The organism is Flavobacterium sp. LK-23 (assembly GCF_058135255.1).
In genome coordinates this window covers 44,063-70,566 of sequence record NZ_JBYUVT010000010.1, presented here as the reverse complement: position 1 = coordinate 70,566, position 26,504 = coordinate 44,063, and the positions used below count along the sequence as shown (strand labels likewise).

Below are 26,504 nucleotides of genomic sequence, written 5' to 3'. Positions count from 1 at the left end.
TGAGTTATGAGTTATAAGTTATGAGTTCTTGAATTATGATTTTTTATGTTTAAGCTAAGTCTTTTTATGTTTTTAGTACAAAACACAAAAAGACTCGACTTATAACTCATAATTCATAACTTATAACTACAACCCAGTGGCCATTGTTTTTAAACCTCTTTCTTCAATAAGATTTTGTCTTACTTGAATCGAACGGTATAATGCTACAGGATTTAAAGCCGCTCCAGAACGAAGACGCGCTTCGGCAACTAATGCGCGAACATCTGTACGGAAAGCATTTTGAAGAATTTCTTGTGCTTTGACCACATCATTTTCTTCTTGCGCTTGTTCCAATGCTTTTCTATCTACAGAAAGTGCTTGTGCGTAAGCAATCATAATTGCCTCAACAGACTGCAGTAAATCTTCTAATGGATCTTTGATGTTATGAGAAGCGTCAATCATCCAACCTAAATCTTTGGCGTGATTCATTCCTCTGGCATCCATTCCCTCAACCAATTCATTGAAAATCAAGAATAATTGATATGGTTTTAAAGCTCCAGCTGTTAAATCATCATCACCGTATTTTGAATCATTAAAGTGGAAACCTCCTAATTTGTTTTCCATCAATAATAAAGAAACAATCTGCTCAATATTAGCGTTTGGAAGATGGTGCCCTAAATCGACTAAAGTCTGCGCTTTGTCGCCTAACTTTTTAACATACGAATAAGACTGCCCCCAATCTGCTACAGTCGTAGAATAAAAGTTAGGCTCAGCACATTTGTATTCTAAAAATAATTTCCAGTTTGAAGGCAATGCATCGTAGATTTCCTCTAAACTTTCTAAAGTATTTTGATATGCTTTTCTGAAGTTCAACTGTCCTGGAAAGTTAGAACCGTCAGCTAACCAAATGGTTAAAGACTCAGAACCTAATTCGATTCCGTGTTTAATAACTTCAATATTATGAGCAATTGCTTGTTTGCGAACCGCTTTGTTTACATTTTGTAAAGAACCGTATTTGTAAGTGTGCTCAGAGCTTGCTTGATCTTGAAAAGTATTCGAGTTCATAGCATCGAATTTTAACCCGTGCTGATTGGCAAGTGTTCTGATTGCTTTATAATCAGTCGGGATATCCCACGGAATATGAAGTGAAATGGCTCCTGAAGCATTGTTTAATTTGTGAAGCAAACCAACATCTTCAATTTTTTCTTCTAAAGAACGAGGTTCTCCTCCTCCAGCGAAACGTCCAAATCTTGTTCCTCCTGTTCCTAAAGCCCAAGATGGAATTGCAATTTGAAAATCGATTAATTTTTGAATAATTGCCTCTGTACCATTAATTTCTGAGGCTGTAAAAACTAATTTATTCTGGTGTTTTTTGATTAAATCTTCGTTATGAGATTCGATGTGGTTTGATCCGATTAACATAGTTATTGATATTTTAATAGAGTTTACAAGATATAACTTTATAAGCTGTGAACTCCTGTTTTACTTCACTTTTTTGTTAAGTTTTCTTTGTTAAAGCGAATTGTTATATGCTAAAAAAATCTAACGTTCGAAAGAATCGAACGCTAGACCACAAAAAACCACTTTTGCTTAAACAAACTTATATAAAAAACCTAAACAATCTTTATCTATAAAAGCCCATGGCTACGCCACCGTCTACGTTTAATGCGTTTCCTGTAGATTTACCAAGTAAACCTCCAACAAAAGCATAACAAGCGTTAGCAATATCATCTGGCAATATGATTTCATTTAATAACGTACGTTTTGCATAGTAAGCCGGAAGTTCTTCAACTGTAACTCCGTATGCTTTTGCACGACCTTCTGCCCATCCGCCAGACCAAATATTAGAGTCTGAAATTACAGCGTCAGGATTTACTGTATTGACACGAATTTTGTCAGCTCCAAGTTCTGCAGCCATTAAACGTGTTAAGTGTGCTTGCGCTGCTTTTGCCGAACCATAACCAGGATTATTCGGACCAGCAACTACAGCGTTTTTAGAAACGATATTTACAATATCTCCTCCAAAACCTTGTTTGCGCATTACTTCGATTCCTGCTTTAGAAACAATAAATTGTCCTTTTACCAAGATATCATATAATCTATCCCACTCTTCAAGAGTATGTTCTGCAATAGATTTAGAAATACTGATTCCAGCATTATTCACTACAATGTCAACGCCTCCAAAAGCTAAAGAAGCTTCGTCTAATGCTTTTTCTGTGCTTACTTCGTCTGTAACATTCAATAAAGTGCTAGAAACGGCATCTTTACCAAAAGCTTTAATAAACTCAGCAGATGCACCTTGCAAACGCTCTTCATTAATATCATTAATTACGACACAAGCACCTTCTTGAGCGAATTTTTTAGCGATAGCTTTACCAATTCCGCCCGCAGAACCAGTAATTAAAGCTACTCTTCCAGACAATGCTTTTGGTTTTGGCATACGCTGTAATTTTGCTTCTTCTAGCAACCAATATTCAATATCAAAAGCTTCTTGGTGCGGTAAAGAAGTATATTCTGAAACTGCTTCAGCGCCTTTCATTACGTTTACTGCATTGATATAATATTCAGATGCCAAACGCGCCATTGTTTTATCTTTAGCAAAAGTGAACATTCCAACTCCTGGATATAAAATCACAACTGGATTTGGGTCACGCATTGCTGGCGAGTTTGATTTTTTACAGGCATTGTAATAGTCTTTGTACATGGCACGGTAAGCCTCAAAAGCAGGAGTTAATTTTGCTTTAACAGCTGCAACATCAGACAAATCTTCGTTTGGATCCAATTCTAAAACCAATGGACTGATTTTAGTTCTCAAAAAGTGATCTGGACAAGAAGTTCCTAATGGAGCTAATTTTGAAAGATCATTAGAATTAATGAATTCTAAAACTCTTGCATCGTCTGTATAATGACCAATCATCTGACGCTCTGACGAACAGAAACCTCTTAAGATTGGCGCTACTTTTGCTGCTTTTAATTTACGGTCTGCTTCTGGAAGACTGTCGATTTTTTTACCTCCAAAAACTGGACGTTTCTTTCCGTAATTATCTTCTAAGTAAGAAGCACATTTCTCGATTACTTCCAGCGTATTAATATAACTATCAAACGCAGTATCTCCCCAAGTAAATAAACCATGAGAACCTAACATGATTCCGCGTAGTTTTTTACCGTTTTTTTCTGCTTCTTCCAAACAAGCTCTCAACTGAAGACCAAGATCAAATCCTGGACGCTGCCAGCCTACCCAACCAATTTCTCCGTTAAATAATTCTTCTGTGATTTTCTTTCCATCTTTAGCAGCAGCAATAGCAATTGCCGCATCTGGATGTAAGTGATCGATATGTTTGAACGGAAGAAAACCATGTAAAGGTGTATCAATAGAAGGCGCTTTTGACGCTAAATCGAAAATACAGTGGTTGAATAATTCTACCATTTCGTCTTCGAATTCAATTCCTCTGTAAACATTTTCAAGATTACGAAGTCTGTCTAAATACAAAGCCGCACAACCTGATTTTGTCAACGTTCCGATATCTCCACCAGAACCTTTAATCCACATTACTTCAGAAGATTCTCCCGTAAGAGGATCTTTGTCTGTAATTTTCACAGAAGTGTTTCCACCTCCATAATTGGTCAATCTTAAATCAGCCCCTAACAAGTTAGAACGATAAATAAAAAGCGCTACTTCATCACCTGCTAATGCGGCTGCCTTAGCTTCATCCCAAAGGTAGCTTACATGCTTAAAATTCATATTATTAATTGTGTTTGTATTCGACATATAGTATTTTAAATTATTTCTTGTATTTATAATGAGTTACCAATTCCTACCAAAACGATTGCAAGCATAATAAGTCCGATTCCCCAGAAAAAAGTTCTTAGAGTTTTTTTAGAAACTCCTTTCCATTCTTTCAAATAAAATCCCCAAAAGTTTGCTGTTAAAATGATGGTTGCCATATGCAGAATCCATGAACTTGCACCATTTCCAAGTTTGCTTTCTCCCATTCCGTAAAAGAAAAACTGTAAAAACCACATGGTTCCAGCAAGAGCAGAAAACAAGACATTTTTAGTAATTGGAGTCGATTTGTCGGTGTAATTTTTAATTGATTTGTTTTTAAAATTCAAATATAGACACCAGATAAAATTGGACGTTAATCCTCCCCAAAGCAAAACCACATAAGTCACGTTGTTTTGAAATAACGGATTTGCACCATTTACTACAGCATGTTCTGCCATAGATTTTCCAGCTTCGATTCCGTAATTAAAGAAGGAACTTAAAATTCCTGAAATCACGGCTACAATCAAACCTTTTACTAAGTTGAAATCTTTATCTTTATCTTCGTGACCTGTTGCAAAATCCTTCTCTTTCAGCATTCCTGCTTTTCCAGAAATGGCAATTCCGATTAGATATACCACCACACCCAATAAAACGATCTGACCGCCAGTATTCGTAAGCATGTGAGAAAACGAAATCTTACCCTCTGTTGGAACAATATCATAATAAATGGATGGAACTAAAGCTCCAAATGCAGAGCAGAATCCTAACGTAATTGAATTTCCTAAAGACATTCCTAAATAGCGAACGCCCAAACCATAAGTTAAACCGCCAATTCCCCAAATTAAACCCATTGTAAAAGTGAAGGTTTTTATTGATGGAGAAGCTGCTGCAATAATTTCTGTAAAATTTGGAATCGTTAAGTACGCTGCAATTGGCGGCACGATCAGCCAAGAGAAAAACCCTCCTACAAGCCAATAGCTTTCCCAAGCCCAGTCTTTTACTTTTTTAAAAGGCATATAAAAACTACCTGAAGAAAATCCTCCGATAGAATGAAAAATGATTCCTAATAATGATTCCATTTAATAAATTTTAGTTTTTGGTTTGTTAGATAGTGATTTGGTTTTGTAAAATAAGAGAATGTCAAAAACAAAACTGTCCTGTACTATCCTTTACAGATTTTATATTTTTTGTTAAAACTAAAGATTATTAGAAATAACGGCCTACAATTATTGGGTAAATAAATTTAAAATGGCTATTTTAGCAATCGATTTCGTAATTATTGATTCTACATTAAGGTCAAAATTTAGAAATCATAAAAAAAAGATTACAAGCCTTGACGAATTCTCTTTTTTATGACAAAAATGATTCTGTGAATTAGATTCTTTTTGAAAAAAGAGATTTTTTAAAAAATATTTAGAATTAAAATGAGTTTCGCTGAAATGCGGGATAAATTTCCTCACAATGAACATGATTAAACTTATTAAAATAGACGAAGACTCTCGAGTTCCCAAATACAAACAAATTGTTGACTCTATTCTGCAGAACATCGCCAACGGAAATTTAAAAATCAATCAAAAAATTCCTTCTATAAATAGTTTCAGCGAAGAATTCTATATGTCTCGCGATACTGTTGAGAAAGCCTATAATATTTTAAAAGAGCGAAAAATCATTTCTTCCATTAGAGGGAAAGGCTATTACATTACTCGAACAAAATTGGAATCTAAGGTCAATATTTTGTTTTTGACCAATAAATTGAGTTCGTATAAAATGAAAACCTACAGCTCATTTATTGATACTTTGGGCGCAAATGCACATGTTGATCTACAGATTTATCACTGTGATGAGACTTTATTCTTAAATATCTTAGATAAGTTTGAAGGCGCTTACGATTATTATGTTATTACAACGCACTTTAAAACAGATGAATTAAAACATTTGAGCTTTACTGATGATGTTGTAAATGCCATTAAAAAAATCCCGCAAGAAAAACTCGTAGTTTTAGATAATATAAAATTAGGAACAGGTAACGATGTCATTAAGATTTACCAGGATTTTGAAAATGACATTTATAATGCATTAAAAGAAGGTCTTTCTAAAATCTCAAAATACAAACGTTTAATTCTAGTATATCCAGACAAAGCGGTTTATCCTTATCCGCGAAGAATTTTGCACGGATTTAGAAAATTCTGTGTGGAACACGAAATCAATTTTGAAATTCTGAGTGAAGTTTACGATGATATGATTCTGAAAAAAGGAGATTTATTTATCACTATTGAAGAATCTGATCTGGTAAATTTAGTAAAACAGATTCGCGATGAAGAGTTTGTTTTAGGAAAAGATATCGGTGTCATTTCATACAACGATACCCCTTTAAAAGATTTACTTGGCATTACTGTAATGTCAACCGATTTTAATGTTATGGGAGAAACCGCTGCGAGAATGATTTTGAACAAAGAAAAAGGTCAGGTAAAAGTACCTTTTAATTTTATTGATAGAAATTCGATCTAATCTAAGATGCTAAGGTTCTAAGATACTGAGATACTGAGATACTAAGATACTGAGTTTTTTTTCTTAGCGCTTTAGAAGCTTAGCATCTCAGAAACTTAGAAACTTAGAAACTCAGAAACTTAGAAACTCAGAAACTTAGAAACTTAGAAACTCATTTTTTATCATATGGAATATATTGATCCCATTCCCATGGTGTATAGGTGTCTTTTATTCCTGTTTCCAGTAAATACTTAATTATTTTTCCTGTTGGATAACTGTTCGACATGATGACCATTGCAGTTCCTTTATCTTGAAAAACAATTCCGTAGTGTTGGAAACCTGAACCTTGCCCTTCTTTAAAAGCGCCATAACCATACGGGCTTTTTACTAATCCCCAGCCTAGACCGTATGAAAGTTCTGTTTTGTCATTCCAGTTTCCATCTTCTAATGCTCCTGGTCCGAACTGATTTTTAGAATGAATGCGAATCTGTGGACTAAACATTTCTTTGTATGATTTAGCATTCAATATTTTTTTATTCAAAATTGCCGTTATAAACTTGCTATAATCTTCTATTGTAGTTTCTAGCGTTCCTGCTCCTCTGGGTGCATTGTCTTTGTCTTTTTCTTGAATTTTTCCATCATTATCATATCCGAAAGCATAATCTTTTTCGAATTTTTCTTGCCATTTATAACTTGAATTTGACATTCCCAGAGGTTTGAATATCCTTTGCTGAGCCATTTCTTCTAAGGTTTTTCCAGTAATTTTTTCCAAAACGACCTGAAGATACGTAAGCCCTTCACCCGAATAACTGTATCTAGTTCCTGGCTCAAACTTAACTTTGAGCTTTTCATCAGATTCAAACCAACGCCAGTTCGGCAAGCCAGAAGTATGATCGAGACACATTCTAGCAGTTATTTTTTTATATTCTGGATATGATTTTAATTCTGTAAAATCTTCGTGCCATACTTTAAAATCATATTCATAAATTGGTTTCGGAAGATAATCCTGAAGTGGTTTGTCTAAGGTTATGACTCCTTCTTCTGCTAGTTTCATAACCAAAACAGCAAAAACCGCTTTGCTCAAAGAAGCTCCATAAAGATTGGTCTGCAGCTCTAACTTCTTTTTGGTTTCGACATTACTAAAGCCAAAAGTCTTCATGTAAACAGGTTTTTTGGCATTAAACACGGCTATAGCCAATCCTTTCACATCGGCTTTGCTCATCAGGTTTTCAATAGTGGCGGTCAAACTATCGGTTGAAATTGTACTTCCGTCAAGTCTTTTTATGGTGGAATTTTGTGCTTGAGCAGGAATTATACTTATAAAAAAAATAATTAAAAGAAGATTTTTCATGATTTTGATTTATTAAGCATTAATTAATCAATTCACTCAACTTTCACACAGAGCCTTTTGAGCAATACGTTTATCTCAAACAACTTGATAATAAGTCAAGTAAAATGATTAAGAATTTTATAATTATTTTAAACCCCATTTTTTATTATATTTCAATCCATATAATCATACAAATATATTCGGCAGAAGAGCATAAGACAATACTTATAAATAACCATTTTTATGAAAAACATAAAAGATGATTTGAGCAAACAGCTTTTGGAGCAAAAAAACTCAGGAAACTTAAATAATAAAAAGGTTTTGAAAACGTGTCAGGAAATGGCACAGAATTTTGCTGATTTAGAAAATGGCATTGCCGTTTTAAGCGATTTATACAACAATAAAAGTTACATCTATTCTGGCAAAATTGCTCAAGAACTTGAAATTTTCAAAAAAGATCAAGTGCAAGAAATTGAGAGTATTTGGGAAGAAGAGCTTTTTGGCAAATTAAACTCAGATGATGTACTGCAAAAATATCTTTTAGAACTTCATTTTTTTCAGTTCATAAAAACGATTCCAACTGAGGAACGAAGAAACTTTTGTGTAATCAGTAAATTAAGAATGAATGACGAAACCGCAGGGAAATCTCTATTACACAAGATGTTCTATTTTTCAAATCAGTACGAAGATGTAGAATTGGCGCTTTGCTTTTATAATTTTGATTTTTCACTAGCCCTTGACTATGAAGGTGCAATAATAAATACTGCAACTGGAAATATTGTAAAACAGAATGTGAAGGAAAATGAATTCTTTCTTTCTGCACGAGAAAAAGAAATTCTTAAAATGCTTCAAGCAGGAAAACAAAGTAAAGAGATTGCAACGCTCCTATTTATTAGCATCAATACTGTAAGCCGTCATCGGCAAAATATTTTGGAGAAAATGAAAGTTAATAATACCGCTGAAGCATGCTCCATTGCCACGAAGCTAAAGTGGATATAGTTTTTTTTAAGATGCTAAGGTTCTAAGATGCTAAGATTCTAAGTTTTTTTTAGGTGCAAAGTTGCATAGGAACAAAGGTTCAAAGTTTTGAAGTTAAGAGAAATTCTTAATTCTTAATTCTTAATTCTTAATTCTTAATTCCTAATTCCTAACTCTTAACCCTTACCCCCTAACACCTAACTCTCAACAACTTTTCGACAAAAAAAACCTCGTCAATTGACGAGGTTTTAGTTGTATTATTTTTTTGATTCTTCGATAGAAACTTTTCTAAACTCTTTTAAAAGTTTTTCAATTTCTAAAGTTGATTTACGTGCTCTTGGTCCAGCAGCTTTAATTCCTTTTTCAGTCAAAGATTCAGCTTCAGCTTTGAATGTTTCAATTTCGGCGTTGATTTTTACTAATAAATCTTTCATGCTTATATATTGTTAAATTAAGCCACAAAAATAAAAGTTTGTGTGATAGTTACAACAATTTTGCTGTTAAATTTAATGCAGTTTTTCATTCATTTCCTTTACAATAAATTGACTTCTGTTCTTTATTAAAAACCAGCAAATACAATATATTAGCAATCAACCACTTACTTTAAAAGTGTTTTTATAACAACTGTTTTAATACTCTCCAGAAAGTATTAAATTAAAACTAGTTTCATCCAAAAAGATGGCTCATACCTCTTCTATTTGTTAATTTTTGAGTGGAAAAATTCCTCAAAAAAGGAAAATTTTACTCAATAAGAGTCTTATTTAGGTAAACATTCTTTAAAACAAGTCCGTCTATAATGCTTTTATCCATCTTAGTTTTTACAGACTCTATATTTAGATTTTCAAATCTAAAATTACTCAATCTCACATTGGGATCTTTTTCCACACCATAAAAATTAGTGCACTTAAGATTGATATTTTTTAAAGTAATCTGATCGGCATAAGATAAAGGAATATCCTGACGGTTTTTCAAATCATAAAACTGTCGCCACGCAAAAATGGCAAGTCCAGTTTCTGCTTCGCCTTGAATGTTTTCGACTAAAATATATTCGTATCGCTGTGGCGTGTCTGGTCTCATTTTTAACCACAACATTCTAGAAGCGCCTTTTATTTGGCTATTTCTAAAAATTATATTTCGATTGTGAATCGCTTCACTTCCATTGGTTAAAGCCGAATGGCAAAACCCAAAAGTACAATCCTCAATTATGATATTTTTATTAGGGCCGTTATTTGGATCTTTATCTGCGTAAGGGCCTTTTCCTCCTTTCAAAACAACTGCGTCATCATTTACGGACATGTAGCAGTTTTTTATCAAAACATTTTCGCAGACATCAAGATCAATGGCATCGGTACTTGGCGCTTTAATTTCGATATGTGGCGAAAAGATGTAAAGATTCAGCAGTTTTACATTATTACATTTATAAAAGTGATTCGTCCAAAATCCTGAATTAATCAATTTTACATCCTGAAACTGAACATTTTTTGAATTCCATACAAAAATTAATCTTGGCCTAGAGACTTCAAGATTCGTGCAATCAGGATTCTCACCACGTTTTTTCCAGAAAGCTTCCCAAAACTTTTTTCCATTTCCGTTTATTGTTCCTTCTCCCGAAATAGAAAAATGATCTACCCCATAAGCATTCACCAATGCAGGAAAATAATCCAGATTTTGTCCTTCCATTCTTGAAGCCATAATTGGATAATCAATAATATGATCTGAACCTTTTAAAACTGCTCCTTTAGCTAAATATAAAGCTGTTTTAGGTTTAAAGAATAAAGCGCCACTCAAAAATACTCCTTTCGGTACTACAATTACACCGCCACCATTTGCCGATACAAGATCAATTATTGTCTGAATGGCTTTCGTTTGGATTATTGTGCTGTCTTTTTTAGCTCCAAAATCTGTTATACGATATTGCTTTCCTAAATCCTTTAATTGCAATTTCTGATCATTTTTAAACCAGCTGCTGATGGGGGTGCCATCAGGAAAAACATCAGTTACCTGTTGCGAGAAAGAAAAATTCAATCCGCTTATAAAAGCTAAAACAATAAAAAACTCTCTCATTTGTACAACAGCCTATCGTTTCAAATTACTTTATTTCGACTTTTATTTTAGCAGAAAGCTGTTTGGCCAAATTGGTCACATAATTAGTAAAAAATGCAGAATCATTAAAACCTTTATCGGCACTCAATTCCCAAGCTGCAATCGCATAATAACTGATCTCTTTTTTATTATCAACTTTTAATTTTGCCAAATACGAATCAGTCAGCTGTCCTGTTTTAGGAGCTTCAATATAACCTTGATAAATATTTGCAGGAACTAAAATCGCTGTTCCCAAAATCCATTGGCGTTCATAAGTCAAATAATCGTGCTGAATTAGACATATCCAATCTCCAGCTTCTATAACCTGTAGCGGATTTTTGTTATTCAAATTAGAAATTGCAGCCAAAAATGTTTCTTTACCTTTAATGCCATCTATCGAAACAGTATTTTTATAACCATACATTCCTGGCCAAATAGAAGTTATTTCCTGTACTTGATAAAGATTTTCAGAGGCTTTCCAGTTTTGATAGTGGTAGCTTAAAACAGAATTTACCGGTCCTTCTGCTACAATTTTAAAAGTCGTCTTTTCTACATTATTTATGGTGTCATTGCCTAAAATTCCAAGTCGGTTTATTTTATTATCAATCAGCAATGCATAACCGCCTAAACCAACAGAATTCCCAACTGGAAAAATATCTCTTCCCCAATCGTACATCACGTGATAATTATCTTCAACCGCGCCTTTACTATTTATCCCAACGTTTTCTGGTGTTATTCCCGGAAGTTTTTTTCCAAACACATCTTTAGAATTTCTTCCGTCTAGATAATGTCTAAAACCAACTTTGTCATTCTCCCAAGTCGGTCCATCTGTCTGGTATTTTTGATAACCTAATTTTTTATGAACCTGATTCGCCATTAAAACCTCTTGTGTATCTGGATGAACAGGAAGATCCTTTCCTTCTCTTTTTCCAAAACGTGCACTGGTTTTTATCGTAAACTTCGGATCTATATCAGACCATTTTAACTGAATGATTTTTTCTTCGTTTGGTGAAAAATCAGTTGTAAAGAAAAGTTCATCCCATTTTCCATCGCCATTAAGATCGTTTGTCTGCGCTGGAATTGTATCTTTTTTTGAAAGCAAAATAGGGAAACCTCCTTTTAAATTGCTTTCTCCTATATTCTCTCTTTTAATAGAAATTGCTTTTTGCGAGAGCGCCAGAGAACTACTATTTTTTAAAACAATTGTTTTTTCTGATACATTTTGAGAAACTTTGCAACTCGCTAATAATACTGTAACTAAAGTAATTGGAAGATAAAATAAAACTCTTTTTTTCATACTTTCTTTATTCTTTATTTTTTCAGAACAATTTAAGATTTTTAATTGTTATAATAACACTTAAAAATCAAAAACTTTTAATAAAACTAAAAAGTAGAATAAAATAAAAAGCAGGATAACGAACAACAATTACCCTGCAATTTAAACACATTACTATCAAATAATGTGATCGAAAAAAATATAAAAAATAAAATAAATTACATCACATTAAAAAATACATTGCTTTATAATATTCATTAAACTTTGATTGTGATGGATTTGATGTCCTCACTGTCTTTTTTTCTTTTTTGAAATCTAAATTCTTTTTCAAAAAGAGCTTTACTTCTTTAAAAATTTCACGACTCGTTTTTGATTCATCAAACAAAATCAAATTATTGATTCCCTCTAGAAAAGATAAGCTCCTGTAAAGTTGCCCATTAAACAAACAAACCAGAGTATTTGCTCTTTTTTCCTCTTGTAAAAAACTAAGCAATTCTTCTCTCCTATAAACTACATAAATAGTTCGATCATATTGATTTATTGTCGCTTCACATTGATCAGTAAAAGATTTTTCTAAAAATTCAAACTCATCTTTAAGTTTTCTTTTAAACATTTTTAGAAAAAAACCTTGATTATCAACCACTAAAACTCGCTCCTTTTGCATCCTTTTGTTTTTTAAAAGAGCAAACCCTTGATTAATTGAAGGATTCACTGCTAAACTATGTAGCAAAATTAGAGTGGCATAGACAATTCAGTAGCTCCAATAAGCCATAAAACAATCAGAATAAGGTATTTTTTGATGTGGTTATTAAAAATGCATTAGACTTTTATCACATGCATGACATGATTTTCAACAAACGAAACCAACTCTTCAATCTTTTGACAATTGTGATCTTTCTTTGAAATAGAAATTATATAAGCATTTCTTTCTTTTACGTAGAGAAATAAGAAATTTTTAGTCGAAATAACTTTTTCAATTTTTGTCCATTTATGTTTTAATTCTCTTAATGGAGATCGAACGCAAACATCAGAATAGGTAAAAGTGAGTTTATATCTGCTATAAAATTTGTTGTACTGGATAAGCCACTTTGTTAAGCAGAAAATCGTTCTAGATATAGCATCCAGAAAAAAGAATTGAATGATCACCAAAAAAACAAGTGTAACCAAACAACTTATCAGCCACTGAAAAAAATCGGCTTCGTTAATAAAATCAAGAAAAAGCATCACTAATGCAACAACAAAAAAAACATAGATTAAACGCTCTTTAAACAAGTGTTCAAAGTACATTTTGTTAAGTTTTCTAATTTCAGAAATATTTAACTGAAACTCTAATGAAAAATTAGCCGCTTTCATAATTTTTGTTTTCTTAGGTATATTATTCAAGGCAAAAGTATATCAACAAAAAAGCACAGATTAGACTTAGAAGCTTTTATAATATTAAAATAGGGCTAGATTTATTTCTTTAATCTTTACTTTTTTATCTTCTTTTTACATGAAATGTCAAAAACCAAAAAAGGGGAAATACAAATTCCCCCTTTCTTTTAATTACTTTAAGTTTAAAAACGTTTTACTTAATTCCGCTTTTAAGATTCTTTAGCGAAGCGTCTTTCGAAAGCTTAATTTGGTTAATTACAATTTCAGCAATTTTATTTGCTCCTAACAAGGAAAGGTGTGTATCATCAGCTTTATCTGTATTATAAAAAGCATTTTCTCCTGCTTTAAAATGGAGATGAAGCTGTTTTGATTTTTCTGGCCCGTAAGATTGCTCTAATAATTCGGTGTAGTATTCTAAATCTATAAAAGGCACATTATATTCCTGTGCGACCAATCGGGTTTCTAAAGGATAATCGCCATGAGTTGGCACCAAAACTCCTTTTTCGTTAAAGTTACGTCTTGAAATGGAAGTTAATAATATCGGAATAGCACCTTTTTCTCTACTTTCTTTTACAAAACGAATCAGGTTGTATCTGTAAGCCGTATGCGGATTGGTAAATCGTGCTGAATCTTCTATTTTCTGATCATTATGTCCGAATTCTATAAAAACATAATCTCCTTTTTTAAGTTTGTTATAAACAGAATCCCAGCGTTTTTCATTGATAAAGCTTCTCGTGCTTCGTCCGTTTACCGCTTTATTGATTACTGTAATGTTTTCATTAAAAAAAGGTTGCAATACCTGAGCCCAACCATGTTCTGGATTTTTGTCCGGATCTTTTTTATTTGCCATTGTAGAGTCTCCAATGCAATACAAAGAGGTTTTTTGGGCAAAACTTACTGTGGTGATAAGTAATGTTAGAAAGATATATTTTTTCATTTTCTTTTATTTTTTTAATGCTGAGTGGTTTTATTGCGAAGTGTTTTTTTAACGCAAAATGCGCTAAGGTTACGCAAAGTTCGCTAAGTTTTTTATTCTTTATTTACTTTGTCAATGAGGACACAAAGCTTGTGGTTATTCTTTGTGTAGATGCACTGCAGTGCATCTCTACGAAAAATCTTTGAATCTCTGAACCTTTGAGCCTTTGCCTCCTTTTATTAAACCTTTGCGAACTTTGCGCTTTCTTTGTGCACTTTGCGTTAAAAAAAACGCTTAGCTATAAAATGAGGTTAAAACTCTAATGTTTTGAAACTGCTGTAGGCACTGTTGCTCTTTTACCTATTAAAACATCTGTCATCAAGACGTTTTCTGCGTTTTCATTCGAGAGCGCATTTTTAGCTTCTTTTATTTCTATGTTTTTCAAAGAGATATTCTTGATTTTTTTATCTGCAAATCCCTGAATTACAATACCAGATTCTGACGCTTTGTTACAGGTGATATTAGAGAAATATACATTTGATATCTCTGACTGATAGCCTTTTCCTTCTCCGTGATAATTTGCTGTAATGTATAGACAATCTTCTACTTGATCTAATTGAATATTTTGAACAAATATATTTTTGATATAGCCTCCACGATCGGCATTCGTTTTTAAATAAATGCCTCTTTTTAAATAACCTGCCGTTTTACAATTTTCTACAAATACATTCTGAACTCCAGCCGACATTTCGCTTCCAATTACTACTCCGTGAAGTCCTTTAAAATTACAATTTCGTATCACAATATTCTCGCTAGGCGTTGCTGCATTGGCTCTTCCTTCATGATCTCTTCCTGCTTTTATGGCAACATTGTCGTCTCCGTTGTCGAAAGTGACATTTTCAATTAAAACGTCTTTTGCGTATTCTGGATCGATTCCGTCGTTATTGTGATTTAAGGATTTATAACTTATTCCGCGAATGGTAACACTTTCTGATTTTAAAAGATGCAGACACCAAAACGGCGAATTTTCGATTCTGATATTTTCGACTAAAATGTTTTTACAATTTAAAAACTGAATCATCTGTGGTCGTAAAAAATAGCCTTCTCCAAATTTTCTTTCCTCTAATGGCGTATTGTTGTGATTCATGTCACGGCTTCGGTTTTTACCTTCGTTCTCTTTTGCTTTAAAAGTTTTCCAAGTCTTTCCTCCTTCTCCGTCAATTGTTCCTTCTCCAGAAATGGAAATATTCGTGCAATTATTAGCATAAATAAGCGGACTGTAATTATACAACATCGTCCCTTCCCAGCTTGTTAAAACCATTGGAAGATAATCTTTCGGATTATCACTGAACTTTATTTTAGCCCCTTTTTCAATTCTAAGGTTTACATTGCTTACAAAATGTATCGGTCCGTTGATTTTATAAATTCCTTTTGGAACTATAATTGTTCCGCCTTTATTTTTTTTGCACAAAGCCATTGCTTTATCAAAAGACTTTTTATTATCTGTAATAGAATCGCCTTTGGCACCTAATGTCAAAACATTAATCCGATAGGAAGTTATTATTGGAAGTTGAATTCGTTTCACAATAGAATCCACTTTAGCTGACGGAAAATCGCTATTCTGTGCAAATGATGCCCACGAAAGGAAGATTAGAAAGAAGTATTTGAAATTCATGTTTTTTTATTTTAAGTGCGTGCTAGTCGCAGTCGCAGTCCCAGTTTTCAGTGCCGACTGAAACTGCGACTGAGAACTGGGACTGCGACTAAAGAGAATACCAATTCGCAATCTTATCTTTAAGGATATTTTCTATCGAATATTGTGTTGCTTCTTTTTTTGAAAGCTGATAAGACCATTTTACTCTTTTTGATGGCTGAAACCCTTCTCCGCTACAATTGTATTCTGCATAAAAAGATTTTTTTTCTGCTTCTGGTTTTGACCAATTTTCCCAGCCTTCAGGTTTAATTTGATTACCCATGTCGCAATTTATAAAAACCGTTTTTGCATAAATGCGCCAAGGTCTTCCTAAATACACCTCTTTTGCTTCAGGATTTGCCGTGAGTTTACAGTTTTTAAAAACGAAACCGAATGGAGTTCCTTCTGGCGTTGAAGCCGCTGTGATATAAGAACTTTTTATACTGTGAATATTGCAATTTTCAAATAGAGCTGTTGCGCCTCCAAAAATAAAATCTGTTGTTCCTTCAATATAACAATCCTTAAAATATTGTTTGGCATCTTTTCCAGACAAGTACAAAGTATCTTGATTTCCTAAAAGATTACAGTTTATAATTTTAGCGCGGTTTCCTACAACAGACAACGCAATAGCTTGTCCATGCTCACCAGAAGTATTTTTAATCGTTAGATTTGATGCTGTAAAATCGTCTCCTTCGACCAAAAGCGTATAGGTATAAAAAGTGCTATTTCTGCCTAAAGCTATTCTCGAAAAATTATCATCAAAAGTAATAATGGTATTTTCTTTACTTTCACCTTTCAGAAATACATGAGTATTCCATTCTGGAATTCGAACTTTTTCGTTGTAGATTCCGTTTTTAATAAAAATAGTAACTTTCTCATACGGAAAAGCGGGTGTTGCATAAATTGCATCCTGAATTTTGGTAAAATCTCCCGAACCATCTTGCGCTACAGTAATATAATCTACAATTTTCTTTTCGGATGCACCTACTTTAGTACCATTTTTAACTGCCCAATCTGGAAATCTTTTTAAGACTTCCTGAGGCGCATCTGAGTACCATGAATAGCCATTTCTTCTCTCTGATCCTATTTGATCCAATGATTTTTTCTTAATTCCATCACGGTCACAAAAGAAAGGTTCATTGGTTTCCAAATCCATAAATCTTGCCCAGATTGGTTGGGCATTTGCTACCAGAATCATTTTTTTGTCTACAATTTTTCCAGCGTCGTTTAAAACTCTTTTTTCTTCTAAATTGGTAATTTTAGTTTTTTCGAACCATTCTACAGCGCTTTTTACAGCAATAACAACATCTCTTGACGGTTTGTTAATCGACATTAAAAGCAATACTATTTTTGCTGATTCATAACCGCTTAACGAAGCCAATTCAAAAGCTCTTGCATTTGCTGGAGCCAAAGTCACTTCATCATGCTGAGCACACCAAGCGGTTAAAACGCCATTTTGTTTATATTGTGTTTTTAGAATACAATCGATTCCTTTATCAAATGATTTTCTGCATTTTTCAACAATTTCTTTTGATGGTTTAATACTGTAATAATCCGATTCGTCTGCTACGGCTTTTATTACGTTCATAATATTAACCATTGAATCATCATTGTAAGTAATGTGCGTATAATATCCTTTTTTTAACGGATAAAACTGAGGCCATCCTCCGTTTGGATATTGAGCTTCCAAAAGATAATTTAACCCCTTTAAGAAAGATTCTCTGTAACGTTCGTCTTTGACCTGCGCATACATTCTAGACATAAAAAGCATTTCCTGACAAGTTGCACCGTTATCGGTAGTAGTTTCGACAGCTGTTTTTTTAAGAGCAATCAAATCTTTTTTCTGCTTTTCGGTCAACTGATCCTGCATTTGAATATTCTTTGGCCAGCCTCCAATATCTCTTTGGTATAGCAGTACATTATCCGCTACTCTTTTTGCATCTGCAGTTGCAAACCAAGCGGCATCACTCTTGCGAATAATTTCAGACCATCTTTTATAAGTATTCTGAGCATTTACAGCAAAACTGCAAAGGCATAAAAAAAGCATTATTTGTTTTTTAAACTGTATCATTTCCTAGCTATTTTGTTACTCTGAACCAATCAACAGCAACATTCCCTGAATCATTTTTAATTATCTCACCCAAAGCAAAAAGTCCGACTTTGGCTCCAATCCATTTTCCTTCTTTAGCAGTAAAATCTTTTCCTATGGTTTGGTAATTTTTATCGTCTAAACTATACGAAAAACTACAGATTGCACCTTTGCTAATTTTTACTCTTAAATAAATTGTGTTTTGCTCAATTAATACAGGCTTGGTTTCAGTCTCTGAAACCGTTTTATCAAAAGTTCCTGTTTTCTGGTTCAGATATAATTTTCCGTTCTCATTTTTGAAATTCAGATAACTATAATCTAACCCCATAACGATCAAACCAGTACTTTCTCCATTTAATCTTGCATTAAAAGTCAGTTTTGTAGTCGCGGTAAATTCTTCTGCTGGAAATTTTTGCAAAAGTAAATTCGGAGCATTAAAAATATTTTTGGTTGTGGTATTGCAAAACAAATTCAAATAACCCAAACTAGTTGGAAAACCAAAGTTTGTCTGTTTATTTGCCTGCCATTGCCATTGCAATCCTAATTTTGGCTCATTAAATTCATCTGAAGTTGCTGGAACTTCAATCGGATATTTTTTACCAACATTTGGTTTCTTGTATGTTGTTACGGGCTCGCCTATTCCATTTTTATCAAAATCTTCTCCCATAACCGGCCAGTCATTCACCCATTTCATTGGTTGCAGATGCACAATTCGTCCATAAGCGCCTTTATCTTGAAAATGGAAAAACCAATCTTCGCCTGTCTGAGTTGTTACCCAAGCGCCTTGATGCGGCCCATTTATTGCGGTCGAACCTTGTTCTAGAACCTTCTTCTTTTCATAAGGTCCGAAAACATTTTTCGATCTTAAAACAGTCTGCCATCCCGTTGCAACTCCTCCTGCTGGTGCAAAAATGTAATAATATCCATTTCGTTTGTAAAATTTTGGACCTTCAATTGTGCCTTCGCTTTCGTGTCCGTCAATAACCATAACTTCATCATTATTCACTACCGTTCCTTCAGGATTCATAGTACATACAACTAACAAACTTTTAATCTGAGCGCGGCTTCCTGCAAAAGCATGCACCAAATAAGCTTTGCCATCATTGTCCCAAAGCGGACTCGGATCTATCAATCCAACTCCTGCTTTAACTAAAAGTGGCTCAGACCAAGGCCCTTCCGCTTTTTTAGCTTTTATCATATAAATTCCGAAATCTGGATCTGGATAATAGATGTAAAATTCGTTGTTGTGATAATTGATGCTTGGCGCCCAAACTCCGTTTCCGTGCTGTACGCTATTGTAGGTTTCAAATGGAGGCTGTTTAGCCAAAGCGTAGCTTATAATTTTCCAATTTACCAAGTCTTTTGAATGTAAAATCGGTAACCCTGGAATACAGTTGAAAGAAGAAGCTGTCATATAATAATCATCGCCTACGCGAACAACATCTGGATCTGAATAATCGGCATGAATAATCGGATTGGTGTATGTTCCGTCTCCGTTATCTGGCGTCCAAACTTGTGCGGTATTCTTCTGGAAACAAAAAATGGAAAGAAGAAATAGGATGATTTTTATATTTTTCATTTTTAACTGTTCTTTTTATTTAAACCCGACAGGTTTTAAAAACCTGTCGGGTTTGTAACTTGCTTATTCTTTGAGGAGTTACTTTGAGATGCTTCGACTTCACTCAGCAAGACAAAGCTGAACATTCATCAATCATAACTCATAACTTCTAAAAAATTATCTATTCAACTCCAAAGCTGCCAAAATAAATGGCCCTGTTGCTTTAGGGTCGTTGTCTTTTTTTCTTTCGTTTACGTAATATTCGTAAGATCCGTCACGATATGGATTGCCACCTAAACCTGCTACTTGGCAACAGTTTGTTAATGTAATTCCTCCATCTTGATCTACTTTTTTGATTAATACAGTTGTTAATCCGTCAAAAGCTTTGTTGGCTGCTTTTTTAAATTTAGATGGCAAATATCCTTTGTTTGCTCCTTTTGCAAAAGCATATGAAAACATTGCAGATCCAGAAGCTTCTAAATAATTGTCTTTTTCACCGCCTTTGTCTGTAACTTGATACCACAATCCAGACTTATCTTGGAATTTTAGTAAAGCCTCAGAAACATTGTTTAAATACTGAATCAACTCTTTTCTTTTTGGATGATCTTTTGGCATGTAATCTAAAACATCAACCAAAGCCATTACATACCAGCCCAAAGATCTAGACCAGAAGTTTGGAGAGTTTCCTGTTTCTTTATTTGCCCAAGGCATTTGTTTGCTTTCGTCCCAACCGTGGTATAATAATCCAGTTTTTGGATCTGTAGCTTTAAGCTGAATCAATTCGAATTGTTTTGCGATATCATCAAAGCTTTTCCCGTTTTCAAACTTAGCTGTGTATTCTGCATAGAATGGCTCTCCCATGTACAAACCATCCAACCACATTTGGTTTGGATAAATTTGTTTGTGCCAGAATCCTCCGCTTTGTGTTCTTGGCTGTTCTGAAAGCTGTTTACGAATTAATTGCAACGCTTTTAAATATTTATCTTCTTTTGAACTAGCATATACATCAAAAAGAAGACGTCCTGGCAATACTAAGTCAATATTGTATTTTTCAAATTCATACGTAGTGATGCTTCCGTCTGCCTGTACAAATTGGTCGACATAACTTCTTACATAAGCTTTATATCTAGGATCTGGATTTTTTTTGTACAGCTCTTCTATTGAATGTAAAACTAAAGCATGAACATAATCCCATTTTGGTTTTTTAGCATCGTCGATCATATACGATTCTGGATGGCGTTTCATCAATGTTAAGGCCATTTTATCAGACCATTTCGCATTCTTTCCAATCACAATCTCTTTTGCTGGTTCCTGCGATGTCACTTTACAACTTGTAATGGTCATAAAACAAGCCATCAAAATCGACATAAAATAACTTTGCTTTCTACTATTTCTCATTTCAAAATTTATTTAAATTCTACTATTTTTCTAATTCAACTGCCGCTAAAATAAAAGGCCCTAATCCATGCGAATTATCCACTTTTATTTTTTCGCTTATATAATATTCATAAGACCCATCACGATAAGGATTTCCTCCTAACCCTGCACTAGCACAAACTTGAGTAATATGTATTTCTCCGTCTGGATCAACTGTAACGAGCTTTTTTGTAATTCCGTCGAATCCTTTTTCTGCTAACTTTTTATAGTTTTTTGGCAAATACCCTTTTTTTACTCCTTTTGCAAATGCGTAAACAAACATTTCAGAACCAGATGCTTCAAGGTAATTTCCTTTTCTATTTCCAGCATCTGTAACTTGATACCATAATCCTGATTTATCTTGATATTTTGCAACAGCTTTCGAGATCTCATTCAAATACTGGATAAGTTCTTTTCTTTTCGGATGTTCTTTTGGCATAAAGTCTAAAACATCAACCAAAGCCATCATGTACCAGCCTATAGATCGAGACCAAAAATTCGGAGATGTCCCGGTTTCTTTATTTGCCCAATCCATTTTTTTACTTTCATCCCAAGCATGAAAAAGAAGACCCGTTTTTGGATCTAAAGTATGCTGGTGAATCTGCTCAAACTGTTTTACAATATCATTAAAACTTTTTCCTTGCTCAAATTCAGCTGTGTATTGTGCATAAAAAGGAGTTCCCATATACAATCCATCCAACCACATTTGATTTGGGTAAATTTTCTTATGCCAAAAACCACCAGAATTTGTTCTCGGATGTGTTTCCAATTGTTTTCTTAAAAGCTGCAACGCTTTAAGGTAACGATCATCTTTGGTTTGTTTATAAATTTCAAAAAGTCCTTTTCCAGCATTTATATAATCTATATTGTAATCGTCTAGTTTATAATTTAGAATATCGCCCGAATCGTTTATAACTGTTTCGTAATACTCTTTAACGTAATTGAAATAAACTGGATTTTGTGTTTTATTGTACAGATTCTCAAAAGCAGTCATCATAAGACCTAGCTTGTAATCCCATTTTGGTTTTTCGTTATTATCAATCTGCCAAGCTTTTGGGTCACGTTTCATAATAGAAAGAGCCATTCTTTCAGACCACTTTAAGTCTTTAGAAATAACCATTGTCTTTTCTTGAGCTCTTGCATTCATAAATGAAAACAGCAGACTAATAATTACAAGCAGTAAACCAAAATATTTTCTCTTTTTATCCATTAAAAACATTTATTTATCCAATTCGATTGCACTTAATAAAAAAGCCCCCAAACCAATTGCACCGTTTTCTTTTGTTTTAGAAAGTAGATAATAACTGTTTGTTCCGTCGCGAAATGGTTTTCCGCCCAAACCTACATTTGATGAAACGTTCAAAATATTCACTTCTCCTTTTTTATCTACTTTCACAAATTCTTTTACAAAACTGTCAAATGATTTTTTAGCTGTTGTCTTGTAGCTTGAAGCTAAATAGCCTTTATTAGCTCCTTTTGCAAAAGCATAAATAATCATTCCAGAAGCCGATGGTTCTACATAATTTCCGTACAATTCTGGTTTATCGGCTACTTGATACCAAAGTCCGTTTTCGCTTTTGTATAGATTCACATTTTTGGCAATCTGATTCAAATACTCCACCAAAACTTTATGTTTTGGGTGCGATTTCGGGAAATAATCTAACGTTTCAACCAGCGCCACCATGTACCATCCAATTCCTCTTCCCCAGATTGTAGGCGAAGTTCCCGTTTGTTTATCTGCCCAAGCAATCTCTTTACTTTCATCCCAAGCTTGGTAAACCAAACCTGTTTTTTGATCTACAAGATGATTCTGAACCAATTCAAATTGTTTAGCAATATCATCCAGACTTTTTCCCTTTTCGTACTTAACGGTAAACTGCGCATAAAAAGGTTCAGCCATATACAAACCGTCAATCCACATTTGGTTTGGGTAAATCTGTTTGTGCCAAAATCCTCCGCTTGGTGTTCTCGGCTGACTTTCTAATTGATTTCTAAGCTGCCCAATAATCTTCAGATAGCGAGAATCTTTTGTTATATCATATAAATTAAACAGCAGTTTTCCCGGATTTAAACAATCAATATTATACTCCTTGATATCATATTTTTTGATATTTCCCGTACTGTCAATCATTCCATCAACATATTCTTTGATGTAATTCAGGTATTTTTTATTGTTTGTTTTTTGATATAATTTTTCAAATCCCGACAATACAAAACCCATTTTATAATCCCATTTTGGCTTTTCATTTCCGTCAAGTTGCCAAGCATTCGGATATTTATTTAAAATAGAAAGTGCTGTTCGTTCTGACCATTTTAGATCATACGGAATTACTGTTTCAGACTGATTTTGTGCAAATGCAAAAACATTGAAAAGCAGAAATAATAATAGGACTGTTTTTCTATACTTCATATTTATGTTTCTTTTTGCCACAGATTAATGGATTATTTGGATTATTCTTTGCTTGCTTTTTTTTAAACACATAATCCTGATAACTATCAGGATAAAACTTAATAAAAGGCGCTTCACTTACATCAACACACATAAAATTCTATGTTACTATTTGTTAAAATTAATCTCACGCAGAGTCGGCATATTGAGCAGATTTTTTAAAATCATTTTAATCTTTTAATCTGTGGCAAAAAACAATTTACATTTTTTTTTAAACAGTTCCGCCTTTATACTTTCTCCCTTTCTATTTTCCATCTGTTTTTACAGATATTTCGGCGTAAGTTTAGTTCTTTTTAATATCGTATTTCTGTGCGTTTTATGGCAGTTAAACCCGCGAAAAATAAAATTTCTGACGTGATTTTTGCTTTCATTTCTGTATTCTAAATTATTTAAAAATTGTATCTAAAAATCGTACGCTGTACGTGATTGTTTGTGTAAACCAAGGATCATAAAACCAAAATGAATGGGGTGAATCTGGAATAGTCTGCACTTCATTGTAGATTTTATAATTGTTCAAAATCTTGATCATATCATCTCTTCCTGCATGAAATCTCGGAATACTGCTGCAGATGTATAATACGGGTGGCGTATTTTTGTCTGTATGACTTAGTGCAGAAGCATTTTTCCAATTTTCTGGTATCTCATCTGATTTTCCTCCTAACCAAAATGCTGCCATATCCCCTTCTGATGATTCTGGATGCTTGAATGCCAAAACGCCGTCAACATCTATTATGGCATGGACTTTTGAAGAAGAACGGCTTTTAAAATTTTTATCTTCAAAAAGCGGATAATTATTTGTCGTACCAATCAAAGCTGCCATTTGCCCTCCTGCAGAACAGCCTAAAACCGCAATTTTGTTTGGATCTACATTAAATTTCGCCGCATTATCTTTAATAAATTTTATCGCATTCTTGATATCAATAACACCATCAGGATATTTTGCTTCTAATGATAATCTGTATTCAATTGCAAAACAAGAATAGCCTTTTGCAGCAATTTCTTTTCCTATAAACTGCATCTGGCTTTTGTTTCCAGATCTCCAACCTCCGCCGTGAATCATGATCACTGCCGGATTTTTTTTCTTTTTAATATTTATAAAAGCATCAAAATGCAAAACACGATCTTGTTCTTGATTGTAAACCAGATCGAACAATTCTTTGACATCTGGATTTGCTTTTATTTCTGGAATTGTAATAAACGGATGCTTCTTAATTAATTTAGCGTAAGTGCTTTTTATAGTATACGACGTATCTACTTGGTACTGCTGACTTTGCATTACAAGGACATTAAAAAACAACGCTAAGATTAATTTAATTTTATGCATTTTTAATCTTTACTTTTTAGTTAAGAAAGGAGTTCGACCTATAGTCAAACTCCTTTTTAACTACTTCAAAAAACATAGTTCTCAAAAAACTAACAAATTACTAATAACCAGGATTTTGAGGAAAATCTTTATTCTGATTCAAATCTAAAGCTGATTGTGGAATTGGTCTTAAAATTTTAAGTTTTCCGTCTATACCAACAAAATTTGCTTCTTTAATTTTATAATTATGAGCTGAAGCTCTTGCAACTAAAGTTCCTGTACGTTTTAAGTCGAACCAGCGTTTGTATTCTCCTAATAGTTCGCGTCCTCTTTCGTCTAAGATATAGTCGATATTAAATTGAGCTGCAGTTGCATTGGCAACACCTGCTCTTCTTCTTACTTCATTTAAACGAGCTAATCCTGTTCCTGGGTTTCCTGCTTTTAAATAAGCTTCTGCTGCAACTAAGTATGTTTCTCCAAGTCTAGAAACAATAATATCTCTTGTACTTACTGGCCCTGTACTTGATGGAGTAGTTGGATCTGGATCGTCAAATTTCTTAACTGGAATAGTATAACAGTCTAAGTTTTTAATTAGCGTATGAGCTGCAGAATATTCTCCCCAAGGGTGATATACAAATGTCGAAGCTAATCTAGAAGCATTAGTTGTCATATAAGCCGCTTTATCTGCCGCTGTAAACCATTTTGGCTCGTAAAAATGTCTAATTTTTAAAGAAGATGGATTTGAACTTCTGTAGTACGGATAGTATAAAATAGTTTTTGTAACTCCGTTTGTTGTTTCAGGTCCTTCTAAAATTTCAGTCATGAAAGTAGCATTCCATCTAGCATCCCCTTTTTCATATAAGCCTAAAGCATAATCGGTAGGACATAAATTGTAACTTCTTAATGGAGCTCCTGTTTCTGCTCCTCCTAAATAAGAACTGAAATAGTAAAACTGATTGTTCCCCAATTTTGTCGGATCTGTACTTGTAGAAGCTTTATCGTATTGTACAGAAAAAATCGTTTCTGCATTTAAATCATTTCCTGGTTTAAATAGCTGGTCGAATGCAATTGCTAAAGTTTGACCTGCAATTGCTGCATCGGCGTAAGCTGCTGCTTTAGAGAAATCATCTGCTTTTCCAAAAGTTTCATATCCTCTTGTTAAATACACTTTTGCCAACAAATCGTTTACTGCTCTTTTATTTACTCTTCCTGTAGTACCATAAGCCGTAGTTCCAACATTCGCCAAAGCAAAATCTAAATCTGCAATAATTTGTGTGTACACTTCCTCAGCAGTATTTCTTGTAAAAGATAAAACTGGAGTAGTAATATTATCCAAAACAATCGGCACACCACCATAAGTCTGCACTAATAAGAAATAAGCATTGGCTCTTAAATAACGTGCCTCACCAACAAGTGTATTTAAATTTGGTGTCTGTTCTGTAATTGTAGAATAATATACCGTCTTGTTTACTGCTTGAATCTGCTGATAACAAGAAGTATACAAATCGGCTACGTTGTCTGACGAAGGAATTAAAAGTGTATACTGGCTTAATCCTGCTGGTTCTGGAGTTCTTCCTTCAGCATACATATCGGTTCCTGCTTCAAAAAGCCATGGGTTTCCACCATAAATTCCTTTTAGCCAAGCATAGTTTGTGTTGACCAATAACTGGAATCCAGATGCTGTTTTATATGTTGCGTCTGCCGGTACAAAAGAGCGGCTATCTTCTTCAATATAATCACTGCAAGAACTTACAGCTGCAGCGATTATTCCTATCATTACTAATATTTTTTTCATTTGAATATCTTTA

Annotated in this window: 20 protein-coding genes; 2 read left to right on the top strand and 18 right to left on the bottom strand. The window is 33.7% G+C overall.

All coding sequences use genetic code 11. From position 1 onward, the window contains the following. Window positions 1-126 precede the first annotated feature (126 nt). From AC3Y25_RS15585 to rhaT, 3 genes are all read right to left on the bottom strand, one after another. Window positions 127-1,401, bottom strand: coding sequence for a sugar isomerase (locus AC3Y25_RS15585; RefSeq protein ID WP_427874266.1), 1,275 nt, complete (start codon window positions 1,399-1,401; stop codon window positions 127-129). 202 nt (window positions 1,402-1,603) lie between these two features. Beyond that, window positions 1,604-3,748, bottom strand: a complete 2,145-nt coding sequence (locus tag AC3Y25_RS15580; RefSeq protein WP_489903352.1) for a bifunctional aldolase/short-chain dehydrogenase — start codon at window positions 3,746-3,748, stop codon at window positions 1,604-1,606. A 26-nt stretch (window positions 3,749-3,774) separates the two neighbouring features. Continuing rightward, complete coding sequence (gene rhaT / locus AC3Y25_RS15575; protein WP_250836435.1) at window positions 3,775-4,824, bottom strand: L-rhamnose/proton symporter RhaT; 1,050 nt, start codon at window positions 4,822-4,824, stop codon at window positions 3,775-3,777. A 388-nt stretch (window positions 4,825-5,212) separates the two neighbouring features. Here rhaT and AC3Y25_RS15570 point away from each other — a divergent pair, with 388 nt between their 5' ends. Further along, complete coding sequence (locus tag AC3Y25_RS15570; RefSeq protein ID WP_250837173.1) at window positions 5,213-6,253, top strand: GntR family transcriptional regulator; 1,041 nt, start codon at window positions 5,213-5,215, stop codon at window positions 6,251-6,253. Window positions 6,254-6,404: 151 nt separating this feature from the next. Here the strand turns inward: AC3Y25_RS15570 and AC3Y25_RS15565 are convergent, their stop codons facing one another. Continuing rightward, a complete protein-coding gene (locus AC3Y25_RS15565; protein ID WP_489903351.1) occupies window positions 6,405-7,583 on the bottom strand; it encodes a serine hydrolase domain-containing protein in 1,179 nt (392 codons plus the stop codon). Window positions 7,584-7,805: 222 nt separating this feature from the next. Between AC3Y25_RS15565 and AC3Y25_RS15560 the strand changes: the two genes are divergently transcribed. Then, window positions 7,806-8,561 (top strand): response regulator transcription factor, encoded by a 756-nt coding sequence (locus tag AC3Y25_RS15560; protein ID WP_489903350.1) that lies wholly within the window; start codon window positions 7,806-7,808, stop codon window positions 8,559-8,561. A gap of 236 nt (window positions 8,562-8,797) precedes the next feature. On the opposite strand, the gene AC3Y25_RS15555 is transcribed toward AC3Y25_RS15560, so the two are convergent. The 14 genes from AC3Y25_RS15555 to AC3Y25_RS15490 form a co-directional block, all read right to left on the bottom strand. After that, window positions 8,798-8,974: a histone H1 gene (locus AC3Y25_RS15555; protein ID WP_008467640.1), complete on the bottom strand. Its 177-nt coding sequence runs from the start codon at window positions 8,972-8,974 to the stop codon at window positions 8,798-8,800. Between the two features lie 307 nt (window positions 8,975-9,281). Next, the gene (locus AC3Y25_RS15550; RefSeq protein WP_489903349.1) at window positions 9,282-10,604 is read right to left on the bottom strand and encodes a rhamnogalacturonidase; all 1,323 of its coding nucleotides are present in this window, start codon (window positions 10,602-10,604) and stop codon (window positions 9,282-9,284) included. Between the two features lie 25 nt (window positions 10,605-10,629). Continuing rightward, complete coding sequence (locus tag AC3Y25_RS15545; protein WP_489903348.1) at window positions 10,630-11,919, bottom strand: DUF4861 domain-containing protein; 1,290 nt, start codon at window positions 11,917-11,919, stop codon at window positions 10,630-10,632. 202 nt (window positions 11,920-12,121) lie between these two features. Further along, a complete protein-coding gene (locus tag AC3Y25_RS15540; protein ID WP_489903347.1) occupies window positions 12,122-12,610 on the bottom strand; it encodes a hypothetical protein in 489 nt (162 codons plus the stop codon). A gap of 107 nt (window positions 12,611-12,717) precedes the next feature. Beyond that, the gene (locus AC3Y25_RS15535) at window positions 12,718-13,251 is read right to left on the bottom strand and encodes a YcxB family protein (protein ID WP_489903346.1); all 534 of its coding nucleotides are present in this window, start codon (window positions 13,249-13,251) and stop codon (window positions 12,718-12,720) included. A gap of 214 nt (window positions 13,252-13,465) precedes the next feature. Beyond that, complete coding sequence (locus tag AC3Y25_RS15530; RefSeq protein WP_489903345.1) at window positions 13,466-14,209, bottom strand: rhamnogalacturonan acetylesterase; 744 nt, start codon at window positions 14,207-14,209, stop codon at window positions 13,466-13,468. Between the two features lie 298 nt (window positions 14,210-14,507). Beyond that, window positions 14,508-15,863 (bottom strand): glycoside hydrolase family 28 protein, encoded by a 1,356-nt coding sequence (locus tag AC3Y25_RS15525; RefSeq protein WP_489903344.1) that lies wholly within the window; start codon window positions 15,861-15,863, stop codon window positions 14,508-14,510. 88 nt (window positions 15,864-15,951) lie between these two features. Continuing rightward, entirely contained in the window at window positions 15,952-17,952 is a 2,001-nt protein-coding gene (gene pelA, locus AC3Y25_RS15520) for a pectate lyase (RefSeq protein ID WP_489903343.1), read from the bottom strand. 7 nt (window positions 17,953-17,959) lie between these two features. Continuing rightward, window positions 17,960-19,549 (bottom strand): glycoside hydrolase family 43 protein, encoded by a 1,590-nt coding sequence (locus tag AC3Y25_RS15515; RefSeq protein ID WP_489903342.1) that lies wholly within the window; start codon window positions 19,547-19,549, stop codon window positions 17,960-17,962. Between the two features lie 156 nt (window positions 19,550-19,705). After that, window positions 19,706-20,926 (bottom strand): glycoside hydrolase family 88/105 protein, encoded by a 1,221-nt coding sequence (locus tag AC3Y25_RS15510; RefSeq protein WP_489903341.1) that lies wholly within the window; start codon window positions 20,924-20,926, stop codon window positions 19,706-19,708. Between the two features lie 22 nt (window positions 20,927-20,948). Beyond that, the gene (locus AC3Y25_RS15505; protein WP_489903340.1) at window positions 20,949-22,154 is read right to left on the bottom strand and encodes a glycoside hydrolase family 88/105 protein; all 1,206 of its coding nucleotides are present in this window, start codon (window positions 22,152-22,154) and stop codon (window positions 20,949-20,951) included. A gap of 9 nt (window positions 22,155-22,163) precedes the next feature. After that, window positions 22,164-23,354 carry a glycoside hydrolase family 88/105 protein gene (locus tag AC3Y25_RS15500; RefSeq protein WP_489903339.1) on the bottom strand — a complete coding sequence of 397 codons (1,191 nt, stop codon included), beginning with the start codon at window positions 23,352-23,354 and terminating at the stop codon, window positions 22,164-22,166. 424 nt (window positions 23,355-23,778) lie between these two features. Beyond that, entirely contained in the window at window positions 23,779-24,717 is a 939-nt protein-coding gene (locus AC3Y25_RS15495) for an alpha/beta hydrolase fold domain-containing protein (protein WP_489903338.1), read from the bottom strand. A gap of 100 nt (window positions 24,718-24,817) precedes the next feature. Beyond that, on the bottom strand, window positions 24,818-26,491 hold the full coding sequence (locus AC3Y25_RS15490) for a RagB/SusD family nutrient uptake outer membrane protein (RefSeq protein ID WP_379801208.1): 1,674 nt from the start codon (window positions 26,489-26,491) through the stop codon (window positions 24,818-24,820). Between the last annotated feature and the right edge of the window lie 13 nt (window positions 26,492-26,504).

Coding starts and splice junctions, on each gene's coding strand:
- AC3Y25_RS15585 (WP_427874266.1), bottom strand. CDS start 1,401: ATGTTAATCGGATCAAACCACATCGAATCTCATAACGAAGATTTAATC.
- AC3Y25_RS15580 (WP_489903352.1), bottom strand. CDS start 3,748: ATGTCGAATACAAACACAATTAATAATATGAATTTTAAGCATGTAAGC.
- rhaT (WP_250836435.1), bottom strand. CDS start 4,824: ATGGAATCATTATTAGGAATCATTTTTCATTCTATCGGAGGATTTTCT.
- AC3Y25_RS15570 (WP_250837173.1), top strand. CDS start 5,213: ATGATTAAACTTATTAAAATAGACGAAGACTCTCGAGTTCCCAAATAC.
- AC3Y25_RS15565 (WP_489903351.1), bottom strand. CDS start 7,583: ATGAAAAATCTTCTTTTAATTATTTTTTTTATAAGTATAATTCCTGCT.
- AC3Y25_RS15560 (WP_489903350.1), top strand. CDS start 7,806: ATGAAAAACATAAAAGATGATTTGAGCAAACAGCTTTTGGAGCAAAAA.
- AC3Y25_RS15555 (WP_008467640.1), bottom strand. CDS start 8,974: ATGAAAGATTTATTAGTAAAAATCAACGCCGAAATTGAAACATTCAAA.
- AC3Y25_RS15550 (WP_489903349.1), bottom strand. CDS start 10,604: ATGAGAGAGTTTTTTATTGTTTTAGCTTTTATAAGCGGATTGAATTTT.
- AC3Y25_RS15545 (WP_489903348.1), bottom strand. CDS start 11,919: ATGAAAAAAAGAGTTTTATTTTATCTTCCAATTACTTTAGTTACAGTA.
- AC3Y25_RS15535 (WP_489903346.1), bottom strand. CDS start 13,251: ATGAAAGCGGCTAATTTTTCATTAGAGTTTCAGTTAAATATTTCTGAA.
- AC3Y25_RS15530 (WP_489903345.1), bottom strand. CDS start 14,209: ATGAAAAAATATATCTTTCTAACATTACTTATCACCACAGTAAGTTTT.
- AC3Y25_RS15525 (WP_489903344.1), bottom strand. CDS start 15,863: ATGAATTTCAAATACTTCTTTCTAATCTTCCTTTCGTGGGCATCATTT.
- pelA (WP_489903343.1), bottom strand. CDS start 17,952: ATGATACAGTTTAAAAAACAAATAATGCTTTTTTTATGCCTTTGCAGT.
- AC3Y25_RS15515 (WP_489903342.1), bottom strand. CDS start 19,549: ATGAAAAATATAAAAATCATCCTATTTCTTCTTTCCATTTTTTGTTTC.
- AC3Y25_RS15510 (WP_489903341.1), bottom strand. CDS start 20,926: ATGAGAAATAGTAGAAAGCAAAGTTATTTTATGTCGATTTTGATGGCT.
- AC3Y25_RS15505 (WP_489903340.1), bottom strand. CDS start 22,154: ATGGATAAAAAGAGAAAATATTTTGGTTTACTGCTTGTAATTATTAGT.
- AC3Y25_RS15500 (WP_489903339.1), bottom strand. CDS start 23,354: ATGAAGTATAGAAAAACAGTCCTATTATTATTTCTGCTTTTCAATGTT.
- AC3Y25_RS15495 (WP_489903338.1), bottom strand. CDS start 24,717: ATGCATAAAATTAAATTAATCTTAGCGTTGTTTTTTAATGTCCTTGTA.
- AC3Y25_RS15490 (WP_379801208.1), bottom strand. CDS start 26,491: ATGAAAAAAATATTAGTAATGATAGGAATAATCGCTGCAGCTGTAAGT.